Genomic DNA, 23,785 nt, shown 5'->3' with positions numbered 1-23,785 from the left:
TTCATGTGAATGATCTCCGCGCATATGTGGAATGGCCGGGCAACCTGCCCAGCCCTTGCCTACGGTTTTGACCCATGCAACACCGTCACGTTAGGGCCAGAACGAAGTGCGCCGTAGAACCAGTCGGGTGAAAGCAACCGTCAAGCCTATTGCAGCTACTGGCTTGCTACTGTTGCAATCCTTCGACCGAAAGGTGCTAAGCTTCTTCGGGGTTCGGAACGATCAAAGTTGGTATCTTCGATCGTCGCAGAACGCGTTTCGCCACAGTACCCAAGAAGGTGTGCGAGAAGCCGTGATCATGGGCGCCCAGAACAATTAAATCGCATTCTAGCTCGACCGAACGGCGCAGGATCACTTCGGCCGGATGGCCGTCGGTGACCTCAACCGTGGTCACCTGCTCGCGAATCTTGGCGTCGTCACCTTCGAAACGCGCCCAGAACTTGGCCTGCCGCTCGGCCAGCACCTTGCGCACCATCTCGTGGCGGCGCGACAGCGCGGTTTTGCGGGTTTCCTCGTTCAGGATGAACATCTCCATCGTGATCTTCGCGTCGTCCGACAAAGGTTCGTTGACGTGCAGAACGTGAATTTGCGCCCCGGTGGCCTGCGCAATGCTGGCGGCATAGCGCAGGGCGTGGGGGGAATTTGCTGATAAATCGGTAGCAAACAGGATGTTGGTGACCAGTTGTTTCATGTCTTCATCCTTTCAGATCAATAGCCAAGCAGCCGTGGCAACCACAGCGACAGTTCAGGGAAGAAGGCGATGATGAAGATCGCCACCGTGTTAGCGGCCGCAAAAGGCAGCGCCCGTATGGAGATCTGCTCGATCGTGATGTTCGAGATACCCGATGCGATGAACAAGTTTTCACCCAGTGGCGGTGTCTGGAAGCCGATACCCAGCGTACAGACCATCACCACGCCAAAGTGGATCGGATCGATTCCCACCGAATAGGCCACCGGTAGCATCACCGGAACCAGGATCAGGATCGTCGCCAGCGTCTCCATGAACATGCCGACAAACAGCAGGAAGAAGATGATCAGCGCCCAAATCACATAGAGGTTGTTGGTAAAGCTGAGCATCGAATCTGCGATGATCGCGGGGATTTGGTTCTCCACCAGCAGGCGGCCGAATACGGTTGCCGTGAACAGGATCAGCAGTACGCGCCCAGTCAGCCAAGTGGTGGCCTCAAGGGACTGGAACAGCGATTGCCAAGTCAGCTCGCGATAGATCACCACACCCACAACCAACGTGTAGAAGATCGCAACGATGGCAGCTTCGGTCGGGGTGAAGAACCCGGTGTAGATACCTCCCAGGATCACCAGCGGAGCCATCAGCGACCAGAAACCGCGATACATTTCGCAACCAACGTGACGGATAGACCAGCCTTCGGCCACACCTTTGTATCCGCGCTTTTTCGACATGAAAAAGTTCAGGATCAGCAGGCTGGTGGCGATCAGGAATGCCGGAACAAAGCCAGCGATGAACAGTTTCGAAATCGATACCGACTGGAAGGTGCCGTATTTCTCGACCGCTTCAGGCGGCGGAGCCATGCCGAGCGCGGCAATGCCGAAGATCACCATCGGGATGGAGGGAGGAATAATAATCCCGAGGCCGCCAGACGACGCAGTGATCGCCGAAGCATAGCCGCGCTCATATCCGCGGTTAATCATCGCGGGGATCATCAGCATCCCCACCGCCGCGGTTGTTGCCGGGCCCGAGCCCGAGATGGCGCCAAAGAAGAGACAGGCCATGACCGTCGCGGCCGAGATGCCGCCGGTGAACGGGCCGGCGAGGCTTTCCGCGACATTGATCAAACGTTTCGAAATACCGGCAGCCTCCATTAAGGCCCCGGCCAAAATAAATGCAGGTAGCGCCATCAGCGGGAAGGCCCCGACCGATGTGAAAGCGATCTGCACAAACTTGATGGGGTTTTCGTCCAGATACAGGAACGAAAACAGTGAAGCCACCCCCAGAGCCACCGTGATCGGCGCGCCGATCAGCAGCAAAAGCAGGAATGAACCAAATAGAATTGTGACGATTTCGGATTCCATGACGTGTCCTCCCTGCCCTTAGTCTTTCTTGGCCGCTTCGGTGGCGGCTTTGATTTCGTCGAGGTCGATCTGATCGGGATCGTGGATATCCTCGCCCTTGATCAGACGGCGATAGTTCACCTGGATGATCCGGAAGGTCATCAGTGCGAAAGCCAAAGGCAGCACCATGTAGATATACTTCATCTCAATGCCCAAGGTCTGGGACTTCCAGAACTTGTTCATCTTGTTGAAGACGAAATCCGTGGCCAGATACAGGAAATAAACATTGAAGAAGAGCCAGAAGAGATCGGCAAAGGCCTCGATGTACTTGATGTAACCGCTGGGCAGGAACTTGAACTGGAACGTCACCCGGTTATGCGCGCCTTTCAGAGCCGCGTAGCTAGCACCGAAGTAAACGAACCACACGAACATGTAGACCGAGAGTTCCTCGATCCAACTGATCGAAAATCCGAAAACCTCGCGCGCGACGATCTGCACGAAAAGCAGACAGACGAACCCCGATAGTAATATTCGGCAGATGACACTTTCTATATTGTCCAGAAATTTCCAGAACATCGAGCTGCACTCCTCCCTAATATGAAAAGAGCGCCGAAGCGCTCTTTTCTATTTCGCTCTGCGGCGATTATTGCTGGACCGGGTCGCGGCCGATGGCTTCGAGAACTGCGTTCAGCTTCTCGACACCACCGATGGAATCGTAAAACTGCGGCCATACGGCACCGGTTGCCAGTTCGATGAACTCGGCTTCATCGTTCTCTGGATCGATGATTTCCATACCTTTGGAGGTCAGCTCTTCTTTGATCGCCGCCTCAGAATCACGCAGGAACTGAGCCGACGCCAACGTTGCCTCTTGCCCCGCTTCAAGGATCATTTGCTGCTCTTCTTCGGACAGGTCCTGGAAGATAGCTTCTGAAATGATCAGCGGTTCAATCGAGAAGATGTAACGCAGGTTGGTGACGTGGTCCTGAACTTCGTAGAACTTCATCGCATTGATGGTCAGATACGGGTTGTCCTGACCGTCAACCACCTTGGTCTGCAGACCGGTGAAGGTTTCAGACCACGCCATCGGGGTCGGGTTGATGCCCCAGGCCTTGTAGGTTTCGATCATGATTTCGTTCTTGGGAACACGGATGATCAGATCCTGCAGGTCTGCAACCGAGCTGACCGGTTTTTTCGAATTGGTCAGGCGACGGAACCCTGTGTATGTCCAGCCGATGATGCGGACACCCGCGTCCCGAATCGTGTTTTCAGTCAATTCCTGACCGATTGGACCCTGAGTCAGTTTCTCAGCATCTTCCAAGCTGAGGATAACGTAAGGCAGCGTGAATACGCCAACTGACGGCGAAAACGGCGTGATGTTGTTAATGGCCAGCAGCGACATGTCCAACGTGCCGATAGCTGCTTCGTTCACGGTGTCCTGTTCAGACCCCAGCTGACCATTCAGAAACAGAGTCGCCGTGTGTTCCCCGCCTGACTTTTCCTCGAGCGCTTTGACGAATGCGATGCCCAAGGCTTCCTGTGCGCTTCCTGCGCTGTCGCCTACCGCGATCTTGAAGTTTTTTGCATCCGCTGCGCCTGCGACCATCAGCGCCGCCACGGAAACAGCGGCGGTGAAGGTGCCAAGCTTGTTGATAAATGACATGGATTTCCTCCCAGTTGTCAGTTTTTTTGCGAGGTGCGCGCCAGCTTGGGGAGAGAGTAAGCCAGTCCGATTCTACCTCGGCGAGGAAAACCTAACTTGCGCAAGGTGTTTCTTCGTTGTTAAACTTTGCGCGATAGGTTTCACAAATATCGAACTTTAAAGATGAAGCATAACTCGCTCGCCACCCGGATTGGGGATGCCGACATCCGTCTGCTACGGGTGTTTAAGACCGTGGTTGAATGTGGTGGGCTCTCTGCCGCAGAGATTGAGTTGAACATTGGCAAATCCACCATCTCGAAACATTTGTCAGACTTGGAACTACGGCTAGATTTAAAGTTGTGCAACCGGGGGCCGTCTGGATTCTCACTGACAGACGACGGTGAGAAGGTTCTGCGCGCGACCGAGGAGCTTCTGATCTCGGTGGCGCAATTCAGGACCGAGGTGAACGAGATTAAAGAACAATTGGTCGGTACCGTACGAGTGGCTTTATTCGACCAATGTGCTTCGAACCCGGAATCCCATCTTGCGCGCGCCATCCACAGATTCAATGAGGCGGCCCCAACAGTGCAGATTGAGTTGTCGCTTGAACCGCCCAACGTGATCGAAACCATGGTGATCAGTGGGCAACTGGATGTCGGAATCATTGCCTTGCACCGACCCTCGACCAGTCTGCAATACGCGCCGCTTTACGGTGAAAACATGTTCCTCTACTGCGGTAAGGACCATCCATTGTTTGATGCTTCGGACTCTGACCTAAAGGCAACAGACGTTAGCCGGTACACTTACGCGGGTTTGAATGTGAATTCGCCCAACCTGATTGTTGGCCAACAGATTGGATTCCAACGGGCGGCCAAGGTGCAGAATGAGCAAGCGCTGGCGATCCTGATATTGTCCGGTCGTTACTTGGGCTTTCTACCTGACCATCTGGCGCAGGAATTTGTCGAGCGGCGAATTATGAGGAAAATCCTGCCTGATCAAATCCGCTATCGTACCAGATTTGCCGCTGCGACGCGGAAACAACCCGGAATATCACGCGTCGCCAAGCTCTTTCTGAATGTTCTGGTTCAAGAACATGCCGGGAATGTTGATGAGATACTAGCTGAGTCTAACATACCAGCGTGACCCGCCCCTGTCCTTCCTGGGCAGAGGGCTTGATGCAACACCCTACCTGCGCCCCTTTTTACCGGTTTTCCAGAATGGTGGGACATCTCCGGCCATGATGCAGCCATAGGGGTCGATGTAGTCCTCGATTTCGGCAAGATCATAGGATTTGATCTGAGCCACAACACTGTCCGCCTTCTTGTAACTGGACGGCAGCTCTGATGCGTCCACTCCACCCGCATGGAACCGGATATCCAACCCGACGGTTTCCGCCTCCAGCATCTGCTCGGGCGTGACCGCACCCATCCGACGTTTGTGTTCCGAGCGTGAAAAGTTCCGTCCAGCACCGTGCGGACTAAAGCCCAGGGCGTGACCGGCGTCCTTGCCCCGCACCACCAGAACGGGTTCGGACATGTTCAGTGGGATCAACGTCAGACCCCTCGCATCGGCGGCATAATCACCCCAGGCCGGGGTCGCGCCCTTGCCATGGTAAAACAGGTCTTCGCGTTTGAAGACGAAGTTGTGTTCGTTCCAGAACCGCTCGCCCACATCGCCCACGCGCACGGCCTCGACCGTCGCCTGATGGATCGCGTTATGGTTGGCCTTGGTCCATTTACGGATCAGTTGCAGGGCGTCCCAATAGTCGCGCCCTTCTTCCGTGTCCGCCGGAATCCAAGCGTTCTGCTTGGCGGTCTTTGGCGACAGTTCTTTGCGGAAGCGTTCTGCCACAGCCATGCCGTTTTTGTACAGCACAGCCCCCGGACCGCGCGATCCATGATGAGTCACAATGGCGGTCCGACCTGTCTTGCGCGAGCGGCCAACAAAAAGAAAATGGTTCCCGTCGCCCTGCGTCCCCATATGCTCCTGCGCCATGCGCAGTGACTTTGGGTTGTCCAGAAACGGGTTTTCCCGGAACGCGTCCAGCAGTTTCAGCGAAGTAGTGAACCGTTTACCTTGTGGACGCCCACCCGGCCCGAAATGCGTCACCGATTGCGCCGCGTCCAGAACAGTCTTGGGATCGACATCGCCCAGATCAGTGATCATGACCGAGCAGCAGATATCAGCCGAGTGCATCCCTGGATGGATTGCATTGCGCGCGGCAGCAACACCCCCTACCGGGATCGTCCCAACCGGTCCGGCCGGACAGGCATCCGGCATGATAGCACCAGCCTCGATCGTTGGCGTCCGCATCAAGGCGATCATGGTCTCTCGAACTTTGGTAATATTGTCCTCTTCATCCGGATGCGCCACATCGATGTTTTCGTGAAATGCCACCTCTTCGGGCGCACGCAGATCCATCGTTGCCGGAACCGGAGGAATTTCCCCCTCCAACTCCTGCCGGATACGCACCAGACCAAACCCATCGGCACGCATCTCATTCGCGCGAGCCAAAAGGGCCGGGAATTGTTTGCCGGGGCGGTGTCCCCAGTCTTTCAGATGGTCACCGGTTACCGGATCATATGTCTTTTCTTCCATCATTCTAACTTACTCGCGTTTCCAAATTGCTTGGGCGACAAAATGTTCGCAAACAGATTTATTCCGCCACCGGATAGCTCCGGGCTGGGTTTGAACCAGCACAACATAGTTTCCCATGTCCCCCTTTCGGGTGCGTCTACCAGTACGTCTGCGGGCATTCGCCCAACATGTCCTTAGTCCCGGCGACAAAAGGTGAAGAAACAGTTGGAAGGCCCGCCCCGCATCTGAATGGGCAGATGCGTTTGCCGTCTGGGCGCCGGCACTGAGGGGAGTTGAACCCGCTCGACCTGTCCCTGTGGTGCCATGTAGTTCCTTCGGCATTCGCCGGGGTTATCCTTTCGTTTCGGGTCTCGACGACAAGGTTTGGTGAAACGCCCTGCTCTACCCGACTGAGCTACCGTCCATCCCCAAAGGGGCTCGGACGAGCGGGATTCGAACCCGCGACCCGGAGATTAACAATCTGTAGTTCCACCGGCATTCGCCGAGATGTGTTCCTTTAATTCGGGTCAGGCAGACAAGGAGTGGTGAGACGGCGCCCTCTACGGGCGCGGATCGGGTTCAGCGATGTAGTCCCACCGGCATTCTGCCTGATGTTGTTTGGTTGGCCGGGCGGCGCACCGCCCGAGCCCTTTTTACACGTCGATCTTTTCGATCTCGCCGACCCAGTGATCCGCGCCGGTCTGACCGTTGGCAAATGCCGCGATCTGATCAAAGACCGCATCCGAAAACCCGCCGACATTCAGCACATCGGCACGTGTCTGCGCCTGCGTGGTCCCGTATGGGGCGATGTCGATGCAGACCAGTTTGGCCTTCGGGTTGCGACGCTTGATCACCTCCCATTCCTTCAACATCGCTGTGCCTTGCCCACCATTCCGGGCATCCACCCAGGATTGGTTATCGGACACGAACACCACCAGATCCGGCGCGCGACCGCGCTTGTTCAACCAGGCCAGCGGCGCGGAACAATTCGTCCCCCCTCCAGCCAGAGCGGCCAAGCGTTCGGCATTGGTCAGGATCGTGTCGCGCGGCTCCAGACGCACATCACGAACGTCGAAATCGAACGGCAACACCTGACACCCGCGGTTCGCGCGCTTGAATGACGCCGCCACCAGCCCCGCCACATCCACGTGGCGCACGGCTGAGGTCGCCCCGGGGCGATACCCTGTCACAGCCCAGGTCATCGACCCGGATACATCCGGGCACACGACAACCTGTCCCGAGACCTTCGGCACGTTCTGCACTGCGAGTTCCATCGCATCGTGCAGCGCATCCACGATCTCGCGCGGCATATCACCAGTCACGTTCTGCCCCGCCACCATCAGCTGGTACGGAAACGCACGTGCCTTGGCGATGGCCTGCGGGTCACGCAGCAGTGCAGCCACATGAGCCACGTTCTTGGCCATGTTGAAAACGCCGTGGCGCTGGAACGTATTCAGGTTTTGTCGCACCATCTGCCACGAACCTTTACGCGCAATCCGCGCCCAATGTTCAGGCGACAGTTCCAGTTGCGTCAGCATCTGGAATGGCACTTCCGGCACCGGCCCTTTGCCGGTTTCGCGAAACGCGATCCAATCCTGCAGAGCCCGTGGCAGCCGTGCCAGATTGCACGGCCGCCCGACGATCCAGGCAAACAGCGCTTCCCGCTCGGCCGAGGCCGGTTTCGGGTGCACCATCTTGATCACGTCCGCCAAAGACGGGTCATTCCCGATATTGGCGTTCAGCAGCGCCCGGTCAGACGCGGTGTTCAGCCAGGACTGCACCATTGCTTTCGGAGCAGACCCCAGAGATTTACGCCCCGTCTGACCTGACCGGATGACCTGCACAAAGGTCCGCAGCATCTTGCCGTTATCCACCACCCGACCAAACGCAGCACGGAACAGAACCGAGTCACGCCGGGCCAAAACAGCCAGCAACACGGCGGGCATATCCTTCATATATCCCGACTGGCGGGCATAGATCGCAGCCTGTGCCAGAAACTTCGGCTCAACCGCCTCCGCCACCTCCAGAACATATTCCAGCTCTTCCTGCGGCGACTGATAGAACATGCCCCCGAAAGTACCGGTCACGGCGACCTGAGCCAGAGCATGGGCATCGGAATAAGCGTAGGCTGGCGCGCCATGCTTATTCTTTGCAGTTGCCTTTGGCAGCAACCGGCCTTTCATCGATGCAAACACGGATTTGTTCGCCATTTCTTCGTCCTCGTTTGTTTGTGAGAACGTTTTCGCATGGTATGGCGCACGGGCAGAGGGAAATCTGATTTTTGCGTAACTATTTGTTACTATTTAGTAAATTCCAAGATTGAAAATTTTGATCTAAACAATTACGATATTAACGTATAGTAAAATATATAATTGTATAAATCATGAAGAATGTAGTGATCGGATTCCTCGGCACCCAGTTAGATATGGGTAAGAAACGGCGATGGAAGCCGACCCCCAGCCTAGCCATCCATGACCACTTCAACGTACATCGGTTGGAGCTGCTATACGATTTCAAATTCAACCGCCTCGCCCATCAGGTCAAACGCGAGATCGAGGAGATCTCACCGCAGACCGAGGTTTTGTTGCAGCAAATGGACCTGGATGATCCGTGGGACTTTCAGGAAGTGTACGGCAAGCTGTTCGATTTTGCTCGCAGCTACGGATTTGATGAAGACCGCGAGCAATATCATGTCCATCTGACTACCGGGACTCATGTCGCGCAGATCTGCTGGTTTCTACTTACCGAAAGCCGCCATATCCCTGCACGGCTCATCCAGACCGGTCCACCCGGCCCTGATGAACAAACCCCAAAGTTCGACATTATCGACCTCGACCTCAGTCGCTACAACGCGCTGCAACAACGGTTCGACCAGTTGTCGCGGGAATATAGCGATCAGCTCAAGGGCGGAATCGAAACACGCAATGTGAAGTACAACGCCCTGATCGACAGGATCGAGCTGATTGCCAGCAACTCGGACGAACCAATCCTGTTGCTGGGCGAAACCGGCACCGGTAAGACAGAACTGGCCCAGCGAATTTATACGCTCAAACTGGATCGGCGGCGGGTCAAGGGCCGTTTGGTTCATGTCAACTGCGCCACACTTAAGGGGCCGGATGCGCTGGCCGCGTTGTTTGGCCAGCGACGCAGCTATCTGGGTCAAGCTGGAACTGAGCGCGGCGGGTTGTTGCGCGAAGCCGACGGCGGCGTTCTATTTCTGGACGAGATCGACGAGCTGGGCTGGAACGAACAATCGGTCTTGCTGCACGCAATTGAGACGGGGCGGTTCTACCCCTTGGGCTCAGACCACGAAGTCACCAGCCGTTTTCAGATCATTGCAGGGGCCAACCGTGACCTGCACGCACTGACCGCTGCTGGAAAGTTCCGTCCCGACCTGCTTGCGCGCCTGAACATGTGGCGTTTCACGCTGCCCGCACTGCGCGAGCGCCGGGAGGATATTGAGGCCAATCTCAAATTTGAACTCGCCCGATCCGAGCGTGCACTGGGTACACAGGTGGGCTTTAGTGCTGATGCACATGAGGTATATCTGAAATTTGCCACCAATCCCGCAACGCCGTGGACCGGCAATTTCAGGGATTTTAGCGGCTCGATCCAGCGTCTGTGCACCCTCGCGCCCCGCGGCCGGATCACGCGAGCAATGGTCGAGGACGAGATCGCAGATTTGCGATCCAGCTGGGCCGCAGCCACGACGGATACGGATTTTAAGTTGGTTCAACAAGTACTTGGTGCCGCGACGGCCGATATAGATCCCTTCGATCTTGTGCAATTGGCCAAGGTCATCCACACCTGCCAGAACGCGCCCAGCCTCAGCGCTGCTGGCCGTATGTTGTTCGCGGTTTCCCGGCAAAAGCGCAAAACTCAGAACGACGCCGACCGGCTGCGTAAATACCTACAGAAATTCGGTTTGGGTTGGGAAATGTTGGCGAACAGCAGAATGGATTGTGATTAGGGATTTACGCCGCGACGCTCATCGCATCTATGATAGCGCTGAGAGCAATATTGGGTCGTGAGCCACTGTAATGCTATCTGACCTGTGCAAGCCGCTCGAAGCCCGCCGCGCTGCGCCACGCACGTTGTTTTTTAACCTGGCGGGGGGGGGTAGCGATCTGGCTTCCCTTCAGTGATCAATCGGCAGAAATCGCGCGCGATCTGTTTCAAGCCACTCCTCACGCCCTTCATGAAGGGCGCCGGGCGGCCCAGCATGTGATTGCCGATATATCGGATCACAGAAGCAAAAAAGACTGCGATCATTCCTTGCTCTGTTTGAGCAGCCATTTTTCGACATGCTGTACTTCGCGACGTGCGCTGCTGCGGTTTACGACCTCAACGAAATAGGCGTGAGTCGGTGCGATATCTTCATCGAACAACCGGACGACCCTGCCCTCGGCCAGATCCGGGTCGATCAACGGCAGCCAGCCTATCGTCACGCCCTGGCCTTCTGCCGCCCCGCGCAGCAACACGTTTGAGTCCTGGAAGATCGGTCCACTCAACGGGTTGCTGACCGGAACTTTCATTGTCGCGAACCAATCCAGCCACCCCCAGTGGTTTTTTTGATGTAGCAGAGGCAGGCGTAGCAAGTCCGAAGCATGCGCAATGGGGGCGTGCTCCGCGACAAAATCTTTGGACGCAATAGCGACAGGACGCAGCTCGAGAAGCTTGGTGGCATTGTCGGACATTTCACCCATACGTGCCCAGCGGATTACAATGTCTACGTTTTCCGTATTCTGCACACCCGGCTGAGACGATGGAACCACCTCAAGCTCAATACCTGGATGAGCCGCCCAAAGATCACTTATCCTAGGCATGAGCCAGCGCGCGGTCACGATGGGGCCAGCCATCAGGCGAACCGCTTTACGTGCACCGCGGCGCAGCGAGTTCACGGCGTTGTCCAAAACACCAAAGGCCTGTCGCGTAGCTTTGGCCAACCGTCTGCCGTCCTCAGTCAGGACAACGTCTCGGCCTTCGCGGTAGAAGAGTTTGACACCAAGCTGATCTTCAAGCCCTCGAACATGGTGGCTGATGGCCGTGGGCGTTACGGACAAATCCTCTGCTGCAGCACGGAAGCTGCTGTGCTGAGCGGCGGCATCAAAAGCGCGCAGGGCGGGAAGAGAGGCTTTCACAGCAGTCCTATTGATAAGTTTTGCTCATTGTTTGCTGAGAAACTTACCTTTGTAAATGCGTCGAACTCCTGCTCAGTTTGGGTTTGTAACAACTTGGACTCATGAGTTGATGACCACTGCAAACCGAAGGCGCGGTCGTAAAGATCGTTTGAAACAGGTCACTGATTCCGAAACCTCGGCACCTGTTTGGCCCGGGCTGATCGGAGGGCGGCTGAAGCCGCTAACGCCGGCCGAGGTGTTATTGATTGAAGAGGCGGCGTTTTCTCTTTTGGAAACATTGGGGCTGAGCCAGGCAATTCCGTCCATGATCCAAAAGGTCACGTCCGCTGGTGGCAGCATGACCGACGATGACCGGCTGCTGTTTCCCCGTGAATTGGTGCAATGGGCTATCGACGCGGCGCAGCGTGGTTTCACCCTTTGCGGGCAGAACCCTGACCAAGATCTGAAGATAGAAGAGGCGCGCGTGTACATGTCCACCGGCGGGGCAGCGCCCGGTGTTTTCGATCTTGAGACGCACGAATACCGCGACTCGTCGTTACAAGATCTTTATGACGCGGCGCGGATCGTAGACCGGATGGAAAACATCCACCATTTCAGCCGATCGGTTGTTGCGCGCGACATTGAAGACAACGCGTTGATGGATCTGAACACGGCCTATGCCTGCCTTGCCGGTACATCCAAACATGTTTCAATCTCAATCTCCGAACCGCAGAATGTCGCCAATATTGCGCAGCTTTGCTATGAGATCGCGGGCGGCGAAGCGGCCTTCCGTGCGCGCCCGTTTCTAACGGTCATGGTCTGTCACGTTGTGCCGCCGATGCGGTTTGCCGAGGAAGCCTGCGAGGTTTTGGAGTGCGCCATTGAGGCTGGCTTTCCAGTGCAACTGATCAGTGCCGGACAGGCTGGGGCAACCAGCCCTGCCACGATCGCCGGATCATTGGTGCAGGCCGTGGCCGAGACATTGGCAGGCCTTGTATTCGCCCGCCTGATCGACTCCGAGGTGAAGGCTATTTTTGCCCCAAAACCTTTGGTCGCCGATTTGCGCACTGGTTCGATGAGCGGTGGCGGCGGCGAACAGGCCATTTTGATGGCGGGTGCGGCGCAAATGGGGCGTCACTGGAACCTGCCCACCAGTTCGATCGCCGGCATCACGGACGCCAAACGGCTGGATGCTCAATACGGTGCCGAGAAATCTTTGGCGGTGACGATGGCGGCCCATGCGGGGTCCAACATTGTCACTCAGGCCGCAGGTATGATGTCGAGTCTGTTGGGCGTCAGCCACGCGGCTTATGTCAGCGACAACGATCTGTTGGGGAACATTTTGCGGACGATCAGGGGGATCGAAGCGACACCTGAAAACATCGCGGCAGATGTGATTGAACAGGTCTGTCGCGGCGAAGGTCACTATCTGGGTGAGCAGCACACGTTCAGCAGGATGAAATCGGATTATTTCTACCCCGAGATCGGGGATCGCCGTGCACCACGCGCGTGGCAGGAAGACGGCGCCCATCGTGTCGGCGATGTTGCACGCGAAAAGGCACGAGAAATCCTCAGCAGCCAATACCCCGATCATTTGCCCGATGCTTTGGACCGAGCACTGCGTCAGAAATTCGACATTCGTCTGACACGTGCACAGATTGGACGACCGGAATGACCCACCCTGGGGTGACCTCATGACATTACCTGAACATGCCCGGACCGTGATTATCGGTGGTGGAGTGATTGGATGCTCGATCGCTTACCATCTGGCCCGTGAGGGGCGCACGGATATCGTGATCCTTGAACGCTCCAAACTGACCAGCGGCACCACATGGCATGCTGCGGGACTGGTCAGACGTCTACGCCCGTCGGCTACGCTGACCAAGTTGATCAACTACTCGATAGACCTTTACGGAGAACTTGAAGTTGAAACCGGGCAGGTCACAGGTTGGACACAGACCGGTAGCCTGACCTTGGCGACGAACCCCGACAGGCTCACCAACATCAAGCGGCAGGTGTCATTGGGCCGCGCCTTCGGGCTTGAGGCCGAAGTGGTCGATGCCGCCCGCGCCAAGGAACTGTGGCCGCTTATCGAGGTCGATGACGTCATTGGCGCCGTTTGGTCCCCCGCTGACGGGCGTGTGAACCCATCGGATGTGGCTCTGGCTCTGTCGAAAGGGGCGCGCGCGCGAGGGGTTCAGATTTTCGAAGACACCGCCGTTACCGGGCTGCAAAAAAAGGGCGGCCGGATTTCGGGGGTCGAGATCGGACACCATGTGATCTCGGCAGACGAGGTCGTAATCGCCAGTGGCCTTTGGTCGCGCGAGGTGGCCGCGATGGCCGGGGCGCATATGCCGCTCTATGCCTGCCAACACTTCTACATTCTGACCAAACCGCTGGCCGAGGTGCAGGCGCTTGGCAAAGGCGTGCACCTGCCGACGCTCAACGATCAGGACGCATATCTTTACGCCCGCGATGACGTTGAAGGCTTGCTCGTCGGCTCGTTCGAGCCGCATGCGAAAGGCATCTCTACCCGCGACCTTCCCGCCGATTTCTCGTTCGATTTGTTGGACGAGGATTGGGACCACTTCATGCCAATGATGGAGAATGCGCTGCGCCGCATTCCCGCGCTGGAACATGCCGAGGTGCGAATGCTGTTGAACGGGCCGGAAAGCTTCACACTCGATAGTCAGTTCATGCTGGGTGAAAGCCCCGATGTGCCGGGGCTGTTTCTGATGGGTGGTATGAATTCCACCGGAATCGCGCTGGCCGGTGGTGCGGGTAAGGCGATGGCGGAATGGATCATTGCGGGTGAGCCGACGATGGAGTTGAACGAAGCCGACATTCAACGCTTTAGCCCGGAGATGAACGTTCTAGGTGCTTTGGAGGCTCGCATCCCCGAAGTGCTGGGTCGCCACTACGATAACCCTTATCCGGGGCGGTCGATGGAGACCGCGCGAGGGCAGCGCCGCTCGCCCATTCACACGAGCCTGGCGGCGGAGGGCGCGCGGTTTGAAGCCCGCGGCGGCTGGGAACGGGCCGTGCATTTCGGGGGTAGTGCAGCCCATTTGCCCCTTACCTTTGGGGTGCCGCAATGGCGCGAACAAGTCGGGGCAGAGGTCGCGGCCTGTCGTTCGGGTGCGGCCATTCTGGATCAATCGGCCTTCGGCAAGATCATGGTTCAGGGGCCTGACGCCTGCACCTTTCTCAATCGGTTGTGTGCGGCGCAGATGGATATCGGCGAAGGCCGGATCGCCTATACTCAAATCCTAAATGCACGCGGCGGGGTGGAAAGTGACCTTACCGTGCAACGCCACGACCCCGAGACCTACCTGCTAATCGTCGGTGCGGGAGAGGTTGTGCGCGACCTGAAACGAATGCGTGAAACCAAGGGCGAATTCCGGGTTGAGTTTACCGATGCCACCAGTGGCTACGCCATCCTTGGGCTGGCAGGGGCAAAGGCCCGCGATGTGCTGCAGTCCACTTCCAATACCCCGATTCCCGACCTGAAACGGTTCGCATTCGCACCTGTTGAAATCGGGCTGGCACGCGGTTGGGCCGGTCGGCTGAGCTTTACCGGCGAAGAAGGCTTTGAGCTATACATCCCCGCCGACATGGCCTTGGCAGCGCATGAAGCGCTGGTTGCCGCCGGGGCCACGCATGCGGGCCTCTATGCCAGCGGATCGCTGCGCATCGAAAGTGGGTTCCGTGCCTTTGGGCACGAGTTGACTCCGGGTACCACTCCTCAGGAAGCGGGATTGAATGCATTCTGCGCCTTCGGGACCGGCTTTGTCGGGGAAGAGGCGCTGCAGGGACGTCGTCTTGATCGGCGGATCGTCTCGCTGCTGTTCGACGATCCCTCCGCACTCCCTATCCATGATGAACCGATCTATTTTGATGGCGCAGTGGTTGGCCAGATCACTTCAGCGGCATGGAGCTATCACTTTGGACGCTCGGTGGCGTTGGCAATGATTTCGGCACCGCTTGAGATGCTCACCGAACACGCCGTGGTTTCCGGTTTCGAGGTCGAAATTGCCTGCACCCGCTTCACAGCCAAAGCATCCCTAAAACCCGCCAAGGAGGCCTTTTGATGCCCGAGACACAGCGCACCACGCAGGTCGCGATCATCGGCGGCGGGATCATGGGCGTTGCTGCTCAGTTCCAACTGGCCGAAAATGGCTGGACGGACACGATCCTCTTTGAGAAGGCCGAACTGACTTCCGGTTCGACCTGGCACGCGGCAGGGCAAATCGCTCATGCTGTCGGCAGCCGGGTCATGGGGTGGATCAACAAGACCTCGATTGAAACCTATAAGCGCGTTGAACAGGAAACCGGCCAGAGTATCGGCTGGCACGAGGTCGGTGGATTTCGCATCGCAACAACGGACGATGAAGTTGACTGGATGAAGTCGATCATGGGGGTGGGTAAATTGCTCGACCTGCCGATGGAGCTCGTCGGACCTGAGGAAGTTGCCCGGATCAACCCGTTTTACAAAGTTGACGACGTCAAGGCCGCAGTGCGCACGTTTGAGGACGGGCACATCGACCCCTCTGGCGTGACCATGGCGCTGGCGGCTGCCACGCGAGCGCGTGGCGCAAAGATTGAGCGCCACAATCGGGTCGTCGGGGCCAGTCGCAAGGGCGATATGTGGCTGCTGCGCACCGAAAAGGGCGATGTTCTGACCGAGCACGTGGTGATCGCTGCAGGCTCATACGCCAATCAGGTGGGCGAATGGTTCGGGCTGAAAATCCCGTCAGTCTCGTGCCTGCATCACTATCTGGTCACCGACACCGTACCCGAATTCGAAGGCCGTCCGGAACTGCCCGTCATGCGCGACAATGCCTTTGGCGGGTATATCCGGCAGGAACAGAAATCCGGCCTGATCGGCATCTACGAAGGCCATGTCTGCCCGACCGTTTGGGAAATGCCCGAGGGCGCACCTTGGGCGGCTGAGAATGAATTGTTCGAGGCCAATTACGACTCGATCGGGGATTTCCTGATGGTGGCCTTGGACAAGATGCCCATTCTTGCCGAGCTTGGAATCAAGCGCGTTGTACGAGGTGCGATCACCCACACACCGGATGGCGGCATGCTGGTAGGGCCGTCTGGCGCACCGAATGTCTGGCTGTCCTGCGGCTCGTCCATCGGTCTCGCTTGGGGCGGTGGCGCTGGCAAAGTTCTGGCCGACTGGATGGTGCATGGCGAAACCGAGATCAACACGCGGAGCTTTGATCCGCGCCGCTATGCCAATTTTGCAAACGATCAGTTCATTGTGGAACGCACCAAGGACGAGTTCATGCGCCGCCATGACACACCCTGCCCCGGAAAACAGTTTAATGCGTTGCGACCGCTGAAACGCCATCCGCTCTTTGACCGGCTTGCAGCCAAGGGCGCGGTTTTCGGCGAGGTCGCAGGTTGGGAACGCCCCCGCTACTTCGCTGACGCCAGCGAGGTTGAACAGATCGGATGGGGACATCAGCCATGGCACGCGAACGCAATGCGCGAAGCCAAAGCAACGCGAAACGGCGCCGGTGTGATCGACCTTTGCGCCTTTGCCCAGTTCGAGATCACGGGCAAGGACGCCGGCAAGCTTCTGGACCGTCTTTCAGCCAACCGTATCCCACGCAAGGATGGACGGATCAGCCTCAATCACCTGCTGACTGAAAAGGGTCGGTTCGAAACTGAAATCACCATCTGGCGCATCGCCGAAGATCGTTTTTTTACCGGTTCGCCCATTGCGCGCGCGACACCGGATTTCGACTGGATCAAACGCCACATCCGACCCGGTGAAGACGTTAAGATGATCAACCGAAGCGATAATTGGGGCATGCTGGCGCTGTCCGGCCCGACCTCGCGTCGCATTTTAGCGGCGCTGACCGATGCGGATCTATCCAACGCCGCTTTCCCCTGGCTCTCGGGGCAGGAGATCGCAGTCGCGGGCGTACCATGTTACGCGCTGCGCGTGTCTTTCGTAGGGGAACTTGGCTGGGAACTGCATGCACCGCTAGACCAAATCGCCACGCTGTACGACGCACTGTTCCAGGCAGGCACAGCACATGGCCTGACCGATCTGGGCTCTTATGCCTTCAACGGCATGCGAATGGAGAAAGCCTACCGCGCTAGCGGAGAGCTCACCACCGACATCGGACCTTTTGATGTCGGTTTGGACCGCTTTGTAGTCACGACGGATCGGGACTTTGTCGGCAAGAAAGCGTTGTTCAACCGTGATCCGGCATGGATGTTGCTCTATGCCGAACTCCATGCAGAGGATGTTGATATCCACGGCGGTGAACCAGTGCTGTTGGATGGCAAACCTGTCGGCCTGACCACCTCGGGCGGGTATGGGTATACGATTGGGAAATCACTCGGCTGGCTGTTCGTCCGCAAAGGCACTCCGTGCGAAAATCTGTCGGTGCAAATCCTGAATCGACAGATTCCCGTTACTGTCCATGATGATGCCCTGTTCGACCCCGATAACCTGCGACTCCGGAGTGACGATGTCTGACGCCCCCTACAAACCTAAGGGAACCCAACAATGACGACCCTCATAAACGGCGGCGAAGCCATCTATCGCGTTCTGAGAACCAACGGGATCGATACGGTATTTGGACTGTTGGGCGGCTCGATGCTGGAACTGTACGACGCTATGTATAATGGCGGCGAGATTGCCTACGTCGGCGCGCGGGACGAACGCGCAGCGGGGCACATGGCCGATGCCTGGGCGCGGATGACCGGCAAGCCCGGCGTTGTCCTGGGTGCACAAGCCGGACCCGGCGTGGTCAATATCGTTACCGCCGTGGCCGAAGCGCATCTGGCCTATTCCCCGATGGTCGTCATCGCCGGAGCGATTACACGCGCGGACCAATGCAAAGACACGTTTCAGGAGGTCGATCAGGTCGCGTTGTTCGCGCCGATTTGCAAACGCTCGATCATGGTTACCGATCCGTCGCGTCTTGCACCGATGCTGGAGGACGCCATCAGACTGGCCAATACAGGGCGTCGGGGGCCTGTGGTCCTACACGTGCCGCGAGATTTATTTGCGGCCGAGCTGCCAGCGATTGATCCAATCCCTGTGCAGGTTGCACGCCCCGGACCGGCGGCTCCGTCAGATATCTCGGCCATCGCTGATCTTCTGGCACGCGCACAACGTCCAGTCATCTTTGCCGGTGGTGGTTTCAAATGGGGCGCAGGGCGTGACGCGTTGACCGCATTGGCGGAAACACTGGAGGTGCCGGTAGTGGCCTCGACGGGGCACGCCGATGTAATGCGTCACCGCCATCCCTGGTTCGCCGGCCAGGCCGGGCCACGCGGTAATCGAGTCGCCAGCCGTTTGACTAAAGAGGCGGACGTAATGGTCGTGCTTGGCGCGCGGCTCGGGTTTAACTCGACCTTTCATTCAAACGACTACGTCGGCACCGACACCCGCATCGCCCATGTGGACATCGAAGGCTCAGCCGTCGGCCGCTATTTCCCGGCCGAGATTGCAGCGCAGGGCGATGCCCGGCTGACAGCAGAGGCGCTGACTGATGCGGTCAACAAGCCAGACTGCGAGGCTTGGCGTGACACCTTCCGGGCGAATTTGGAAAGCCTCTGGGCCGAGCGCGCCGAAGAAGCGGCAATTGCAACACTGCCTATGCATCCTCGCCGGGCATTGGCTGAATTGCGCGAGGCGCTGCCAGAGGACGCGATCGTCACGCTGGATACCGGGAATACCTGCCTTCAGGCTGCCGACCGGCTGGCCCACTACGCTCCAATGTCACTGATTACGCCGCTGGATTTCGGTTTGGTTGGATTTGGACTCGCCGCGGCAATAGGGGCCAAGGCTGCGGCGCCAGATCGCCCAGTGTTGGCAATCATGGGTGACGGTGCGGTTGGATATACAATGATCGAAATTCAGACAGCCATCTCGCACAAACTGCCCATCACGATCGTGGTTCTCGACAATGAAGCCTGGGGGGCCGAGAAAGCCTATCAACAAGAGTTTTACGGAGGTCGATTGCTGGGGGCTGAAATCCAAAGCCCACGCTTTGACAAATTTGCCGAGCTGTGCGGCGGCCAAGGTATCTGGGTCGATGGTCCGGGGGGCTTGGGGCCTGCCTTGCAACAGGCCATTGCATCCGACCAAACCACGGTCATTCAGACCAAGATCGACCCGGGTGCGTTGATGACGCTGCGCAAGGATCTGTTTAAGGCGGCAGAGAAAGAGGATGAGGACTAAGCTTATGCGGCGCTGTCATAGATGAAAGCAGCCGAAAAAGTTTGGCCATTCGAATGGACCAGCAGCTGAACTAGGGCAACGTTATCGGTGTCTAGAAAGGGCTGTTCTTCTTGTGTGATCTCCATCGTTCATTCGTTCCGACAATGTCCCGGAGTTCGTCGCTCAGTACATTCAGTCATAACATTGAACGGCTTTGCTCGGGAATCTGTGGCAAATTTTTGACCATTGATCTTCGTGTCGTACGCGTCCGTGTGCGTGGCCTTTCTCAGCGGGCCCGAAGGCGAGATCACTGCATGTCTCTCTCTGGGGCAAAGCACGATTTTCGCCCCGTTTTTCGGGACACGTACTCTCCACCAAGGGCGACGCCATCCTTCGAACGTTTTCTAGGCCGGATGACAAGGCCACGCCGTGACGACATGGATTTCAACCGCCTCGCAAACGAGAAACTTCAATATCTAGTAGTGTAGGTCCCGGTCGATATTACTTCGGGCTGATTATTGATGCAGACCACCATGACCTGAAACGGACGATCCTTAGCCATTGTTCGTATCGGCTCCGGCGGCATTGGGGCGATAAAACTCGCGGTACCATTTCACGAATTCAGCCACGCCATCCTCGACTGAAGTCTGGGGCCGGTATCCAGTCAGGTCGTTCAGCAACGAAGCATCGGCCCAGGTTGCGGGCACATCCCCCGGCTGCATCGGCATCATGTTCTTTTCTGCCTTGATGCCAGTTGCCTTCTCGATGGCCTCAATGAACGCGGTTAAATGTACGGAGTCATTGTTACCGATGTTTACCACGCGATGCGGCGCAACCGGCGACAGGCTGTCACCCTCGGGCACCTGACCGTCCACTGGGCGCACCGGAATGGCATCCATCAAAAGGCGAATGGCCTCGACCAGGTCCGCAACATAGGTAAAGTCGCGTTTCATGTCACCATAGTTATAGACATCGATCGGATTGCCTTCGAGGATCGCCTTGGTGAATTTGAACAGCGCCATATCCGGCCGACCCCACGGGCCATATACAGTGAAAAAACGGAACATGGTGATCGGCAGATCGAATAGATGCGCGTAGGAGTGGGCCATGTTCTCTGTCGACTTTTTGGTGGCCGCGTAGAAGGACATCTGGTGGTCTGCGCGCTGTGTTTCCTTGTAGGGCATCTCGGTATTGGCCCCAAAAGCTGAAGAAGTGGATGCCAACAGCACGTGTTTCGGAGGGTAAGCGCGGGCGGCTTCCAGAATTTCAAATGTCCCGTTCAGGTTGCTTTCCAGATACGAGCGCGGGTTCTCGATCGAGTAGCGCACACCAGCTTGGGCGGCGAGGTGCACGACAAATTCAAACTTGTGCTCGTTAAAGAGGCTCATCACCAGATCAGGAGTTTCGACCTTTCCTATAACGGGTGTGAAATTCTGCCCATTGGGTTCACGTGCCAGAATATCATGGCGCGTCTCTTTCAGAGAGACATCGTAGTAGTCGCTCAGGGCGTCCAGCCCCACCACCCGATAGCCGTGTTCCAGCAGCAGTTTGCTTAAATGAAAGCCGATAAAACCGGCCGACCCGGTAACGAGAACGCTCTGCATATTGCTGCCCCTAACCAAACCGAAACGAGTTGCCCCTGTTGATCCCGAAATATTTAGTTTCCACCAAAAAGATCGCGGGTAAAGACCTTGTCCGCAACGTCCTCGATCTCTTCGGTCACGCGATTGGCGACGATGAGATCGCTCGCGGCTTTGAACTCTTCCAGTTTACGCATCACTGGAGAGCGGAAGAAATACTCTTCTTCAAGAACCGGTTCATAAACGATAACTTCGACCCCTTTGGCTTTCAGGCGCTTCATTATGCCCTGAATGGAGGATTTGCGAAAATTGTCCGACCCTGCCTTCATGACCAACCGATAGATGCCCACCACTTTGGGGCCTTTCATCAGAATTTGATCGCTGAGAAAATCCTTGCGAGTGCGGTTGGCATCCACGATGGCGCGAATGAGGTTTTGCGGCACGTGGCTGTAATTTGCCAAGAGTTGTTTTGTATCCTTGGGAAGGCAGTAGCCGCCATAGCCAAAGGACGGATTATTGTAGAAACTGCCAATGCGTGGGTCCAGAGATACCCCGTCGATCACCTGCCGTGTGTCCATTGCACCAGCCATTGCATAGCTGTCCAACTCGTTAAAGAACGCCACTCGCATCGCCAAATAAGTGTTGGCGAAGAGCTTGATGGCCTCAGCCTCATTCAGATCGGTAAAGAGGACTTGCACATCCTTTTTGATCGCCCCTTCCAATAGCAGGTTGGCAAAAACTCGGGCCCGATCCGACCGCTCGCCGACAATGACCCGGCTGGGGTGCAGATTGTCATACAGGGCCTGACCTTCTCGCAGAAATTCTGGTGAAAAGATGACCTGATCCGTCTCCAATTCTTCCCGAATAGATCGTACATAGCCTACTGGGATCGTGGACTTGATGACAATGGTAGCCGAAGAGTTGACCTCCAACACTTGCTTGATCACGGCTTCGACGCTGGATGTGTCAAAATAATTGGACTTGGGGTCATAGTTTGTTGGCGTGGCCACAATGACAAAATCTGCATCGGCATATGCCGAAAGGGCGTCGGTCGTGGCGGTCAACTTCAAGTCTTTGAAACGCAAAAACTCTTCCAACTCCGCGTCTTCAATAGGGGATTGGCGCCGATTGATCATTTGCACGCGGGTCTCGGAAATATCAACCGCGACAACGGGCTGTGTCTGGGCCAGAAGTACCGCGTTGGAAAGCCCCACATATCCCAACCCTGCAACGGCGATTTTCATTTTTTCTTCCTTTAAAAATTCAGCTGCGCGCGCAGACGTCTTCCTAGCACAAGATACCATCCTCTCCGACATAGGCACCGGTTTGAGTTTCAATCAAGACCATTGGCACTTTACCTGGGTTTTCCATTCGATGTACCGCGCCAAGCGGGGTGTAGGCAGATTGGTTTTCGCTCACGTACTTGATTTGGTCATCCACTGTGACTCAAGCCGTGCCTTCAACCACGATCCAGAGTTCGACACAATGGAAGTGGCTCTGTAGATTGGGTGAAGCATCGGGATAGACCATGATCCGCTTTACATAGAAGCGATCCTCAACCACCAAGCTTTGAAACCGCCGCCACGGGCGGCGATCCTTCGGGATAAATGTCACTCGCCGGACACCTCTTGCCTTGAGTGTTGTCACTGTTACCTGGCATTTTGAACGCTGGACATACCAGCGGCAAATACCAAGTCATAAGTTGTATAGGCACGATGTTTTCAAGGCCGACCCCGACCACTTCGAATGCGTCACTGTAAGAGCGCAAGAACGTGCTCTTACAGCCTATCGCAGTTGCAACGAACGGTGGCAACGCCACTTTTGTCCGGACCGATTTCGCGCCGCCTAGATCCGACTAGGCCGAACCAAATGGTACAGCTGAAAAGCTCTGCGCTCGGTATTTGATCGGGTTCGATGAACCAAAAATCTAAATTGGTCAGAACCATTGGCTGTTCAAAAGACAGTTTTCTTGCTTTGCCCGACAAACGCTTGCCGGCAGCTTAAAATAACGTATCCCACCCGATCAGCAGCACAAGTTGTTTCGGGTTTCTCTTGCGCGGCAAAGGCCAAAACATTGGCCCAAAGTCGACGCATAGCAAAACAGGTATGACACTTATCAGAAAACTCCGAAATTGAACTCTTCAAAAACCCATTCACGGCGCTCATATCTGAACGAATGATTTGCAGCAGGAAACAGGGGTAGAAGTAATTTTCGTGTAATGTGAGCCTTCTCACTTGTTCCCGATGCACACGAATTTACCCATCTTCTCAAATTTCATTCGTACTTAACAGTCAGAGTAATCGCAGTCGATTTAAGGGTCCGAACCTTATTAGCAGCATTGCCTTTAGGGCGGTTGCTCAAACTGTTTCAGCCCGGCTGTTCGATAAGCGTTGGCACACCGACCTTAAGGTTCCCGGGGTGACTTAGGGACTGTTGATGTCTAGGGCGTCTACTTCTTTGGCGCCACGTCGCGCTGCTCAACCTAAAGTTTATTTAGCGAGAGCACCAGATTTTTCTACGCCATTGATTGATGCAGTTGCGCAACAAATGATCGTGTTGGGGATTTTTTTGGGGGCAGGTTGATTTCCGTCTTAAACTTTTTTGGATGTGGGTTTATCGGGTTGGTTGTTTGAGTGCTTGATT

Annotated in this window: 15 protein-coding genes and 1 pseudogene; 6 read left to right on the top strand and 10 right to left on the bottom strand. The window is 56.5% G+C overall.

All coding sequences use genetic code 11. From position 1 onward, the window contains the following. Positions 1 to 196: 196 nt before the first annotated feature. The 4 genes from ABLN94_RS24040 to ABLN94_RS24025 form a co-directional block, all read right to left on the bottom strand. A complete protein-coding gene (locus ABLN94_RS24040; RefSeq protein ID WP_170497991.1) occupies positions 197 to 691 on the bottom strand; it encodes a universal stress protein in 495 nt (164 codons plus the stop codon). A gap of 17 nt (positions 692 to 708) precedes the next feature. Next, the gene (locus ABLN94_RS24035) at positions 709 to 2,049 is read right to left on the bottom strand and encodes a TRAP transporter large permease (protein WP_170497994.1); all 1,341 of its coding nucleotides are present in this window, start codon (positions 2,047 to 2,049) and stop codon (positions 709 to 711) included. A gap of 18 nt (positions 2,050 to 2,067) precedes the next feature. Then, positions 2,068 to 2,604, bottom strand: coding sequence for a TRAP transporter small permease (locus tag ABLN94_RS24030; protein ID WP_170497996.1), 537 nt, complete (start codon positions 2,602 to 2,604; stop codon positions 2,068 to 2,070). Between the two features lie 67 nt (positions 2,605 to 2,671). Continuing rightward, positions 2,672 to 3,688: a TRAP transporter substrate-binding protein gene (locus tag ABLN94_RS24025; protein WP_352997165.1), complete on the bottom strand. Its 1,017-nt coding sequence runs from the start codon at positions 3,686 to 3,688 to the stop codon at positions 2,672 to 2,674. A gap of 162 nt (positions 3,689 to 3,850) precedes the next feature. Here ABLN94_RS24025 and ABLN94_RS24020 point away from each other — a divergent pair, with 162 nt between their 5' ends. Next, the gene (locus ABLN94_RS24020; protein WP_352997163.1) at positions 3,851 to 4,810 is read left to right on the top strand and encodes a LysR family transcriptional regulator; all 960 of its coding nucleotides are present in this window, start codon (positions 3,851 to 3,853) and stop codon (positions 4,808 to 4,810) included. Between the two features lie 42 nt (positions 4,811 to 4,852). On the opposite strand, the gene ABLN94_RS24015 is transcribed toward ABLN94_RS24020, so the two are convergent. Then, entirely contained in the window at positions 4,853 to 6,268 is a 1,416-nt protein-coding gene (locus tag ABLN94_RS24015; protein ID WP_352997161.1) for an RtcB family protein, read from the bottom strand. Positions 6,269 to 6,897: 629 nt separating this feature from the next. After that, positions 6,898 to 8,454: an RNA-binding protein gene (locus ABLN94_RS24010; protein ID WP_352997159.1), complete on the bottom strand. Its 1,557-nt coding sequence runs from the start codon at positions 8,452 to 8,454 to the stop codon at positions 6,898 to 6,900. A gap of 185 nt (positions 8,455 to 8,639) precedes the next feature. Between ABLN94_RS24010 and rtcR the strand changes: the two genes are divergently transcribed. Then, positions 8,640 to 10,214 carry an RNA repair transcriptional activator RtcR gene (rtcR, locus tag ABLN94_RS24005; protein ID WP_352997158.1) on the top strand — a complete coding sequence of 525 codons (1,575 nt, stop codon included), beginning with the start codon at positions 8,640 to 8,642 and terminating at the stop codon, positions 10,212 to 10,214. A 298-nt stretch (positions 10,215 to 10,512) separates the two neighbouring features. Here the strand turns inward: rtcR and ABLN94_RS24000 are convergent, their stop codons facing one another. Continuing rightward, positions 10,513 to 11,385: a LysR family transcriptional regulator gene (locus ABLN94_RS24000; RefSeq protein ID WP_352997156.1), complete on the bottom strand. Its 873-nt coding sequence runs from the start codon at positions 11,383 to 11,385 to the stop codon at positions 10,513 to 10,515. A 109-nt stretch (positions 11,386 to 11,494) separates the two neighbouring features. Between ABLN94_RS24000 and ABLN94_RS23995 the strand changes: the two genes are divergently transcribed. From ABLN94_RS23995 to ABLN94_RS23980, 4 genes are read left to right on the top strand one after another with little or no spacing between them, the layout of a single operon-like run. Beyond that, positions 11,495 to 13,039: a trimethylamine methyltransferase family protein gene (locus ABLN94_RS23995; RefSeq protein ID WP_352997154.1), complete on the top strand. Its 1,545-nt coding sequence runs from the start codon at positions 11,495 to 11,497 to the stop codon at positions 13,037 to 13,039. Positions 13,040 to 13,058: 19 nt separating this feature from the next. Further along, positions 13,059 to 15,455, top strand: coding sequence for a GcvT family protein (locus ABLN94_RS23990; RefSeq protein ID WP_352997152.1), 2,397 nt, complete (start codon positions 13,059 to 13,061; stop codon positions 15,453 to 15,455). Then, positions 15,455 to 17,869: a GcvT family protein gene (locus ABLN94_RS23985; RefSeq protein ID WP_352997150.1), complete on the top strand. Its 2,415-nt coding sequence runs from the start codon at positions 15,455 to 15,457 to the stop codon at positions 17,867 to 17,869. The genes ABLN94_RS23990 and ABLN94_RS23985 overlap by 1 nt, the downstream gene beginning before the upstream one ends. Before the next feature lie 30 nt (positions 17,870 to 17,899). Next, the gene (locus ABLN94_RS23980) at positions 17,900 to 19,582 is read left to right on the top strand and encodes a thiamine pyrophosphate-binding protein (protein WP_352997148.1); all 1,683 of its coding nucleotides are present in this window, start codon (positions 17,900 to 17,902) and stop codon (positions 19,580 to 19,582) included. A 533-nt stretch (positions 19,583 to 20,115) separates the two neighbouring features. Here the strand turns inward: ABLN94_RS23980 and ABLN94_RS23975 are convergent. From ABLN94_RS23975 to ABLN94_RS23965, 3 genes and pseudogenes are all read right to left on the bottom strand, one after another. After that, positions 20,116 to 21,165 (bottom strand): GDP-mannose 4,6-dehydratase, encoded by a 1,050-nt coding sequence (locus ABLN94_RS23975; protein ID WP_352997146.1) that lies wholly within the window; start codon positions 21,163 to 21,165, stop codon positions 20,116 to 20,118. A 53-nt stretch (positions 21,166 to 21,218) separates the two neighbouring features. Further along, positions 21,219 to 22,385, bottom strand: coding sequence for a nucleotide sugar dehydrogenase (locus ABLN94_RS23970; protein WP_352997144.1), 1,167 nt, complete (start codon positions 22,383 to 22,385; stop codon positions 21,219 to 21,221). Positions 22,386 to 22,428: 43 nt separating this feature from the next. Continuing rightward, a pseudogene (locus ABLN94_RS23965) lies at positions 22,429 to 22,704 on the bottom strand (cupin domain-containing protein). Positions 22,705 to 23,785 lie beyond the last annotated feature (1,081 nt).

This window comes from Ruegeria sp. SCP11, assembly GCF_040329455.1.
GTDB lineage: Bacteria > Pseudomonadota > Alphaproteobacteria > Rhodobacterales > Rhodobacteraceae > Ruegeria > Ruegeria atlantica_E.
The sequence above is the reverse complement of the archived record's forward strand: the minus strand, read 5'-3'. Positions and strand labels throughout refer to the sequence as shown.

Excerpts from the sequence above, each read along its gene's own strand:
- ABLN94_RS24040 (WP_170497991.1), bottom strand. The coding sequence starts at position 691 with ATGAAACAACTGGTCACCAACATCCTGTTTGCTACCGATTTATCAGCA.
- ABLN94_RS24035 (WP_170497994.1), bottom strand. The coding sequence starts at position 2,049 with ATGGAATCCGAAATCGTCACAATTCTATTTGGTTCATTCCTGCTTTTG.
- ABLN94_RS24030 (WP_170497996.1), bottom strand. The coding sequence starts at position 2,604 with ATGTTCTGGAAATTTCTGGACAATATAGAAAGTGTCATCTGCCGAATA.
- ABLN94_RS24025 (WP_352997165.1), bottom strand. The coding sequence starts at position 3,688 with ATGTCATTTATCAACAAGCTTGGCACCTTCACCGCCGCTGTTTCCGTG.
- ABLN94_RS24020 (WP_352997163.1), top strand. The coding sequence starts at position 3,851 with ATGAAGCATAACTCGCTCGCCACCCGGATTGGGGATGCCGACATCCGT.
- ABLN94_RS24015 (WP_352997161.1), bottom strand. The coding sequence starts at position 6,268 with ATGATGGAAGAAAAGACATATGATCCGGTAACCGGTGACCATCTGAAA.
- ABLN94_RS24010 (WP_352997159.1), bottom strand. The coding sequence starts at position 8,454 with ATGGCGAACAAATCCGTGTTTGCATCGATGAAAGGCCGGTTGCTGCCA.
- ABLN94_RS23995 (WP_352997154.1), top strand. The coding sequence starts at position 11,495 with ATGACCACTGCAAACCGAAGGCGCGGTCGTAAAGATCGTTTGAAACAG.
- ABLN94_RS23990 (WP_352997152.1), top strand. The coding sequence starts at position 13,059 with ATGACATTACCTGAACATGCCCGGACCGTGATTATCGGTGGTGGAGTG.
- ABLN94_RS23985 (WP_352997150.1), top strand. The coding sequence starts at position 15,455 with ATGCCCGAGACACAGCGCACCACGCAGGTCGCGATCATCGGCGGCGGG.
- ABLN94_RS23980 (WP_352997148.1), top strand. The coding sequence starts at position 17,900 with ATGACGACCCTCATAAACGGCGGCGAAGCCATCTATCGCGTTCTGAGA.
- ABLN94_RS23975 (WP_352997146.1), bottom strand. The coding sequence starts at position 21,165 with ATGCAGAGCGTTCTCGTTACCGGGTCGGCCGGTTTTATCGGCTTTCAT.
- ABLN94_RS23970 (WP_352997144.1), bottom strand. The coding sequence starts at position 22,385 with ATGAAAATCGCCGTTGCAGGGTTGGGATATGTGGGGCTTTCCAACGCG.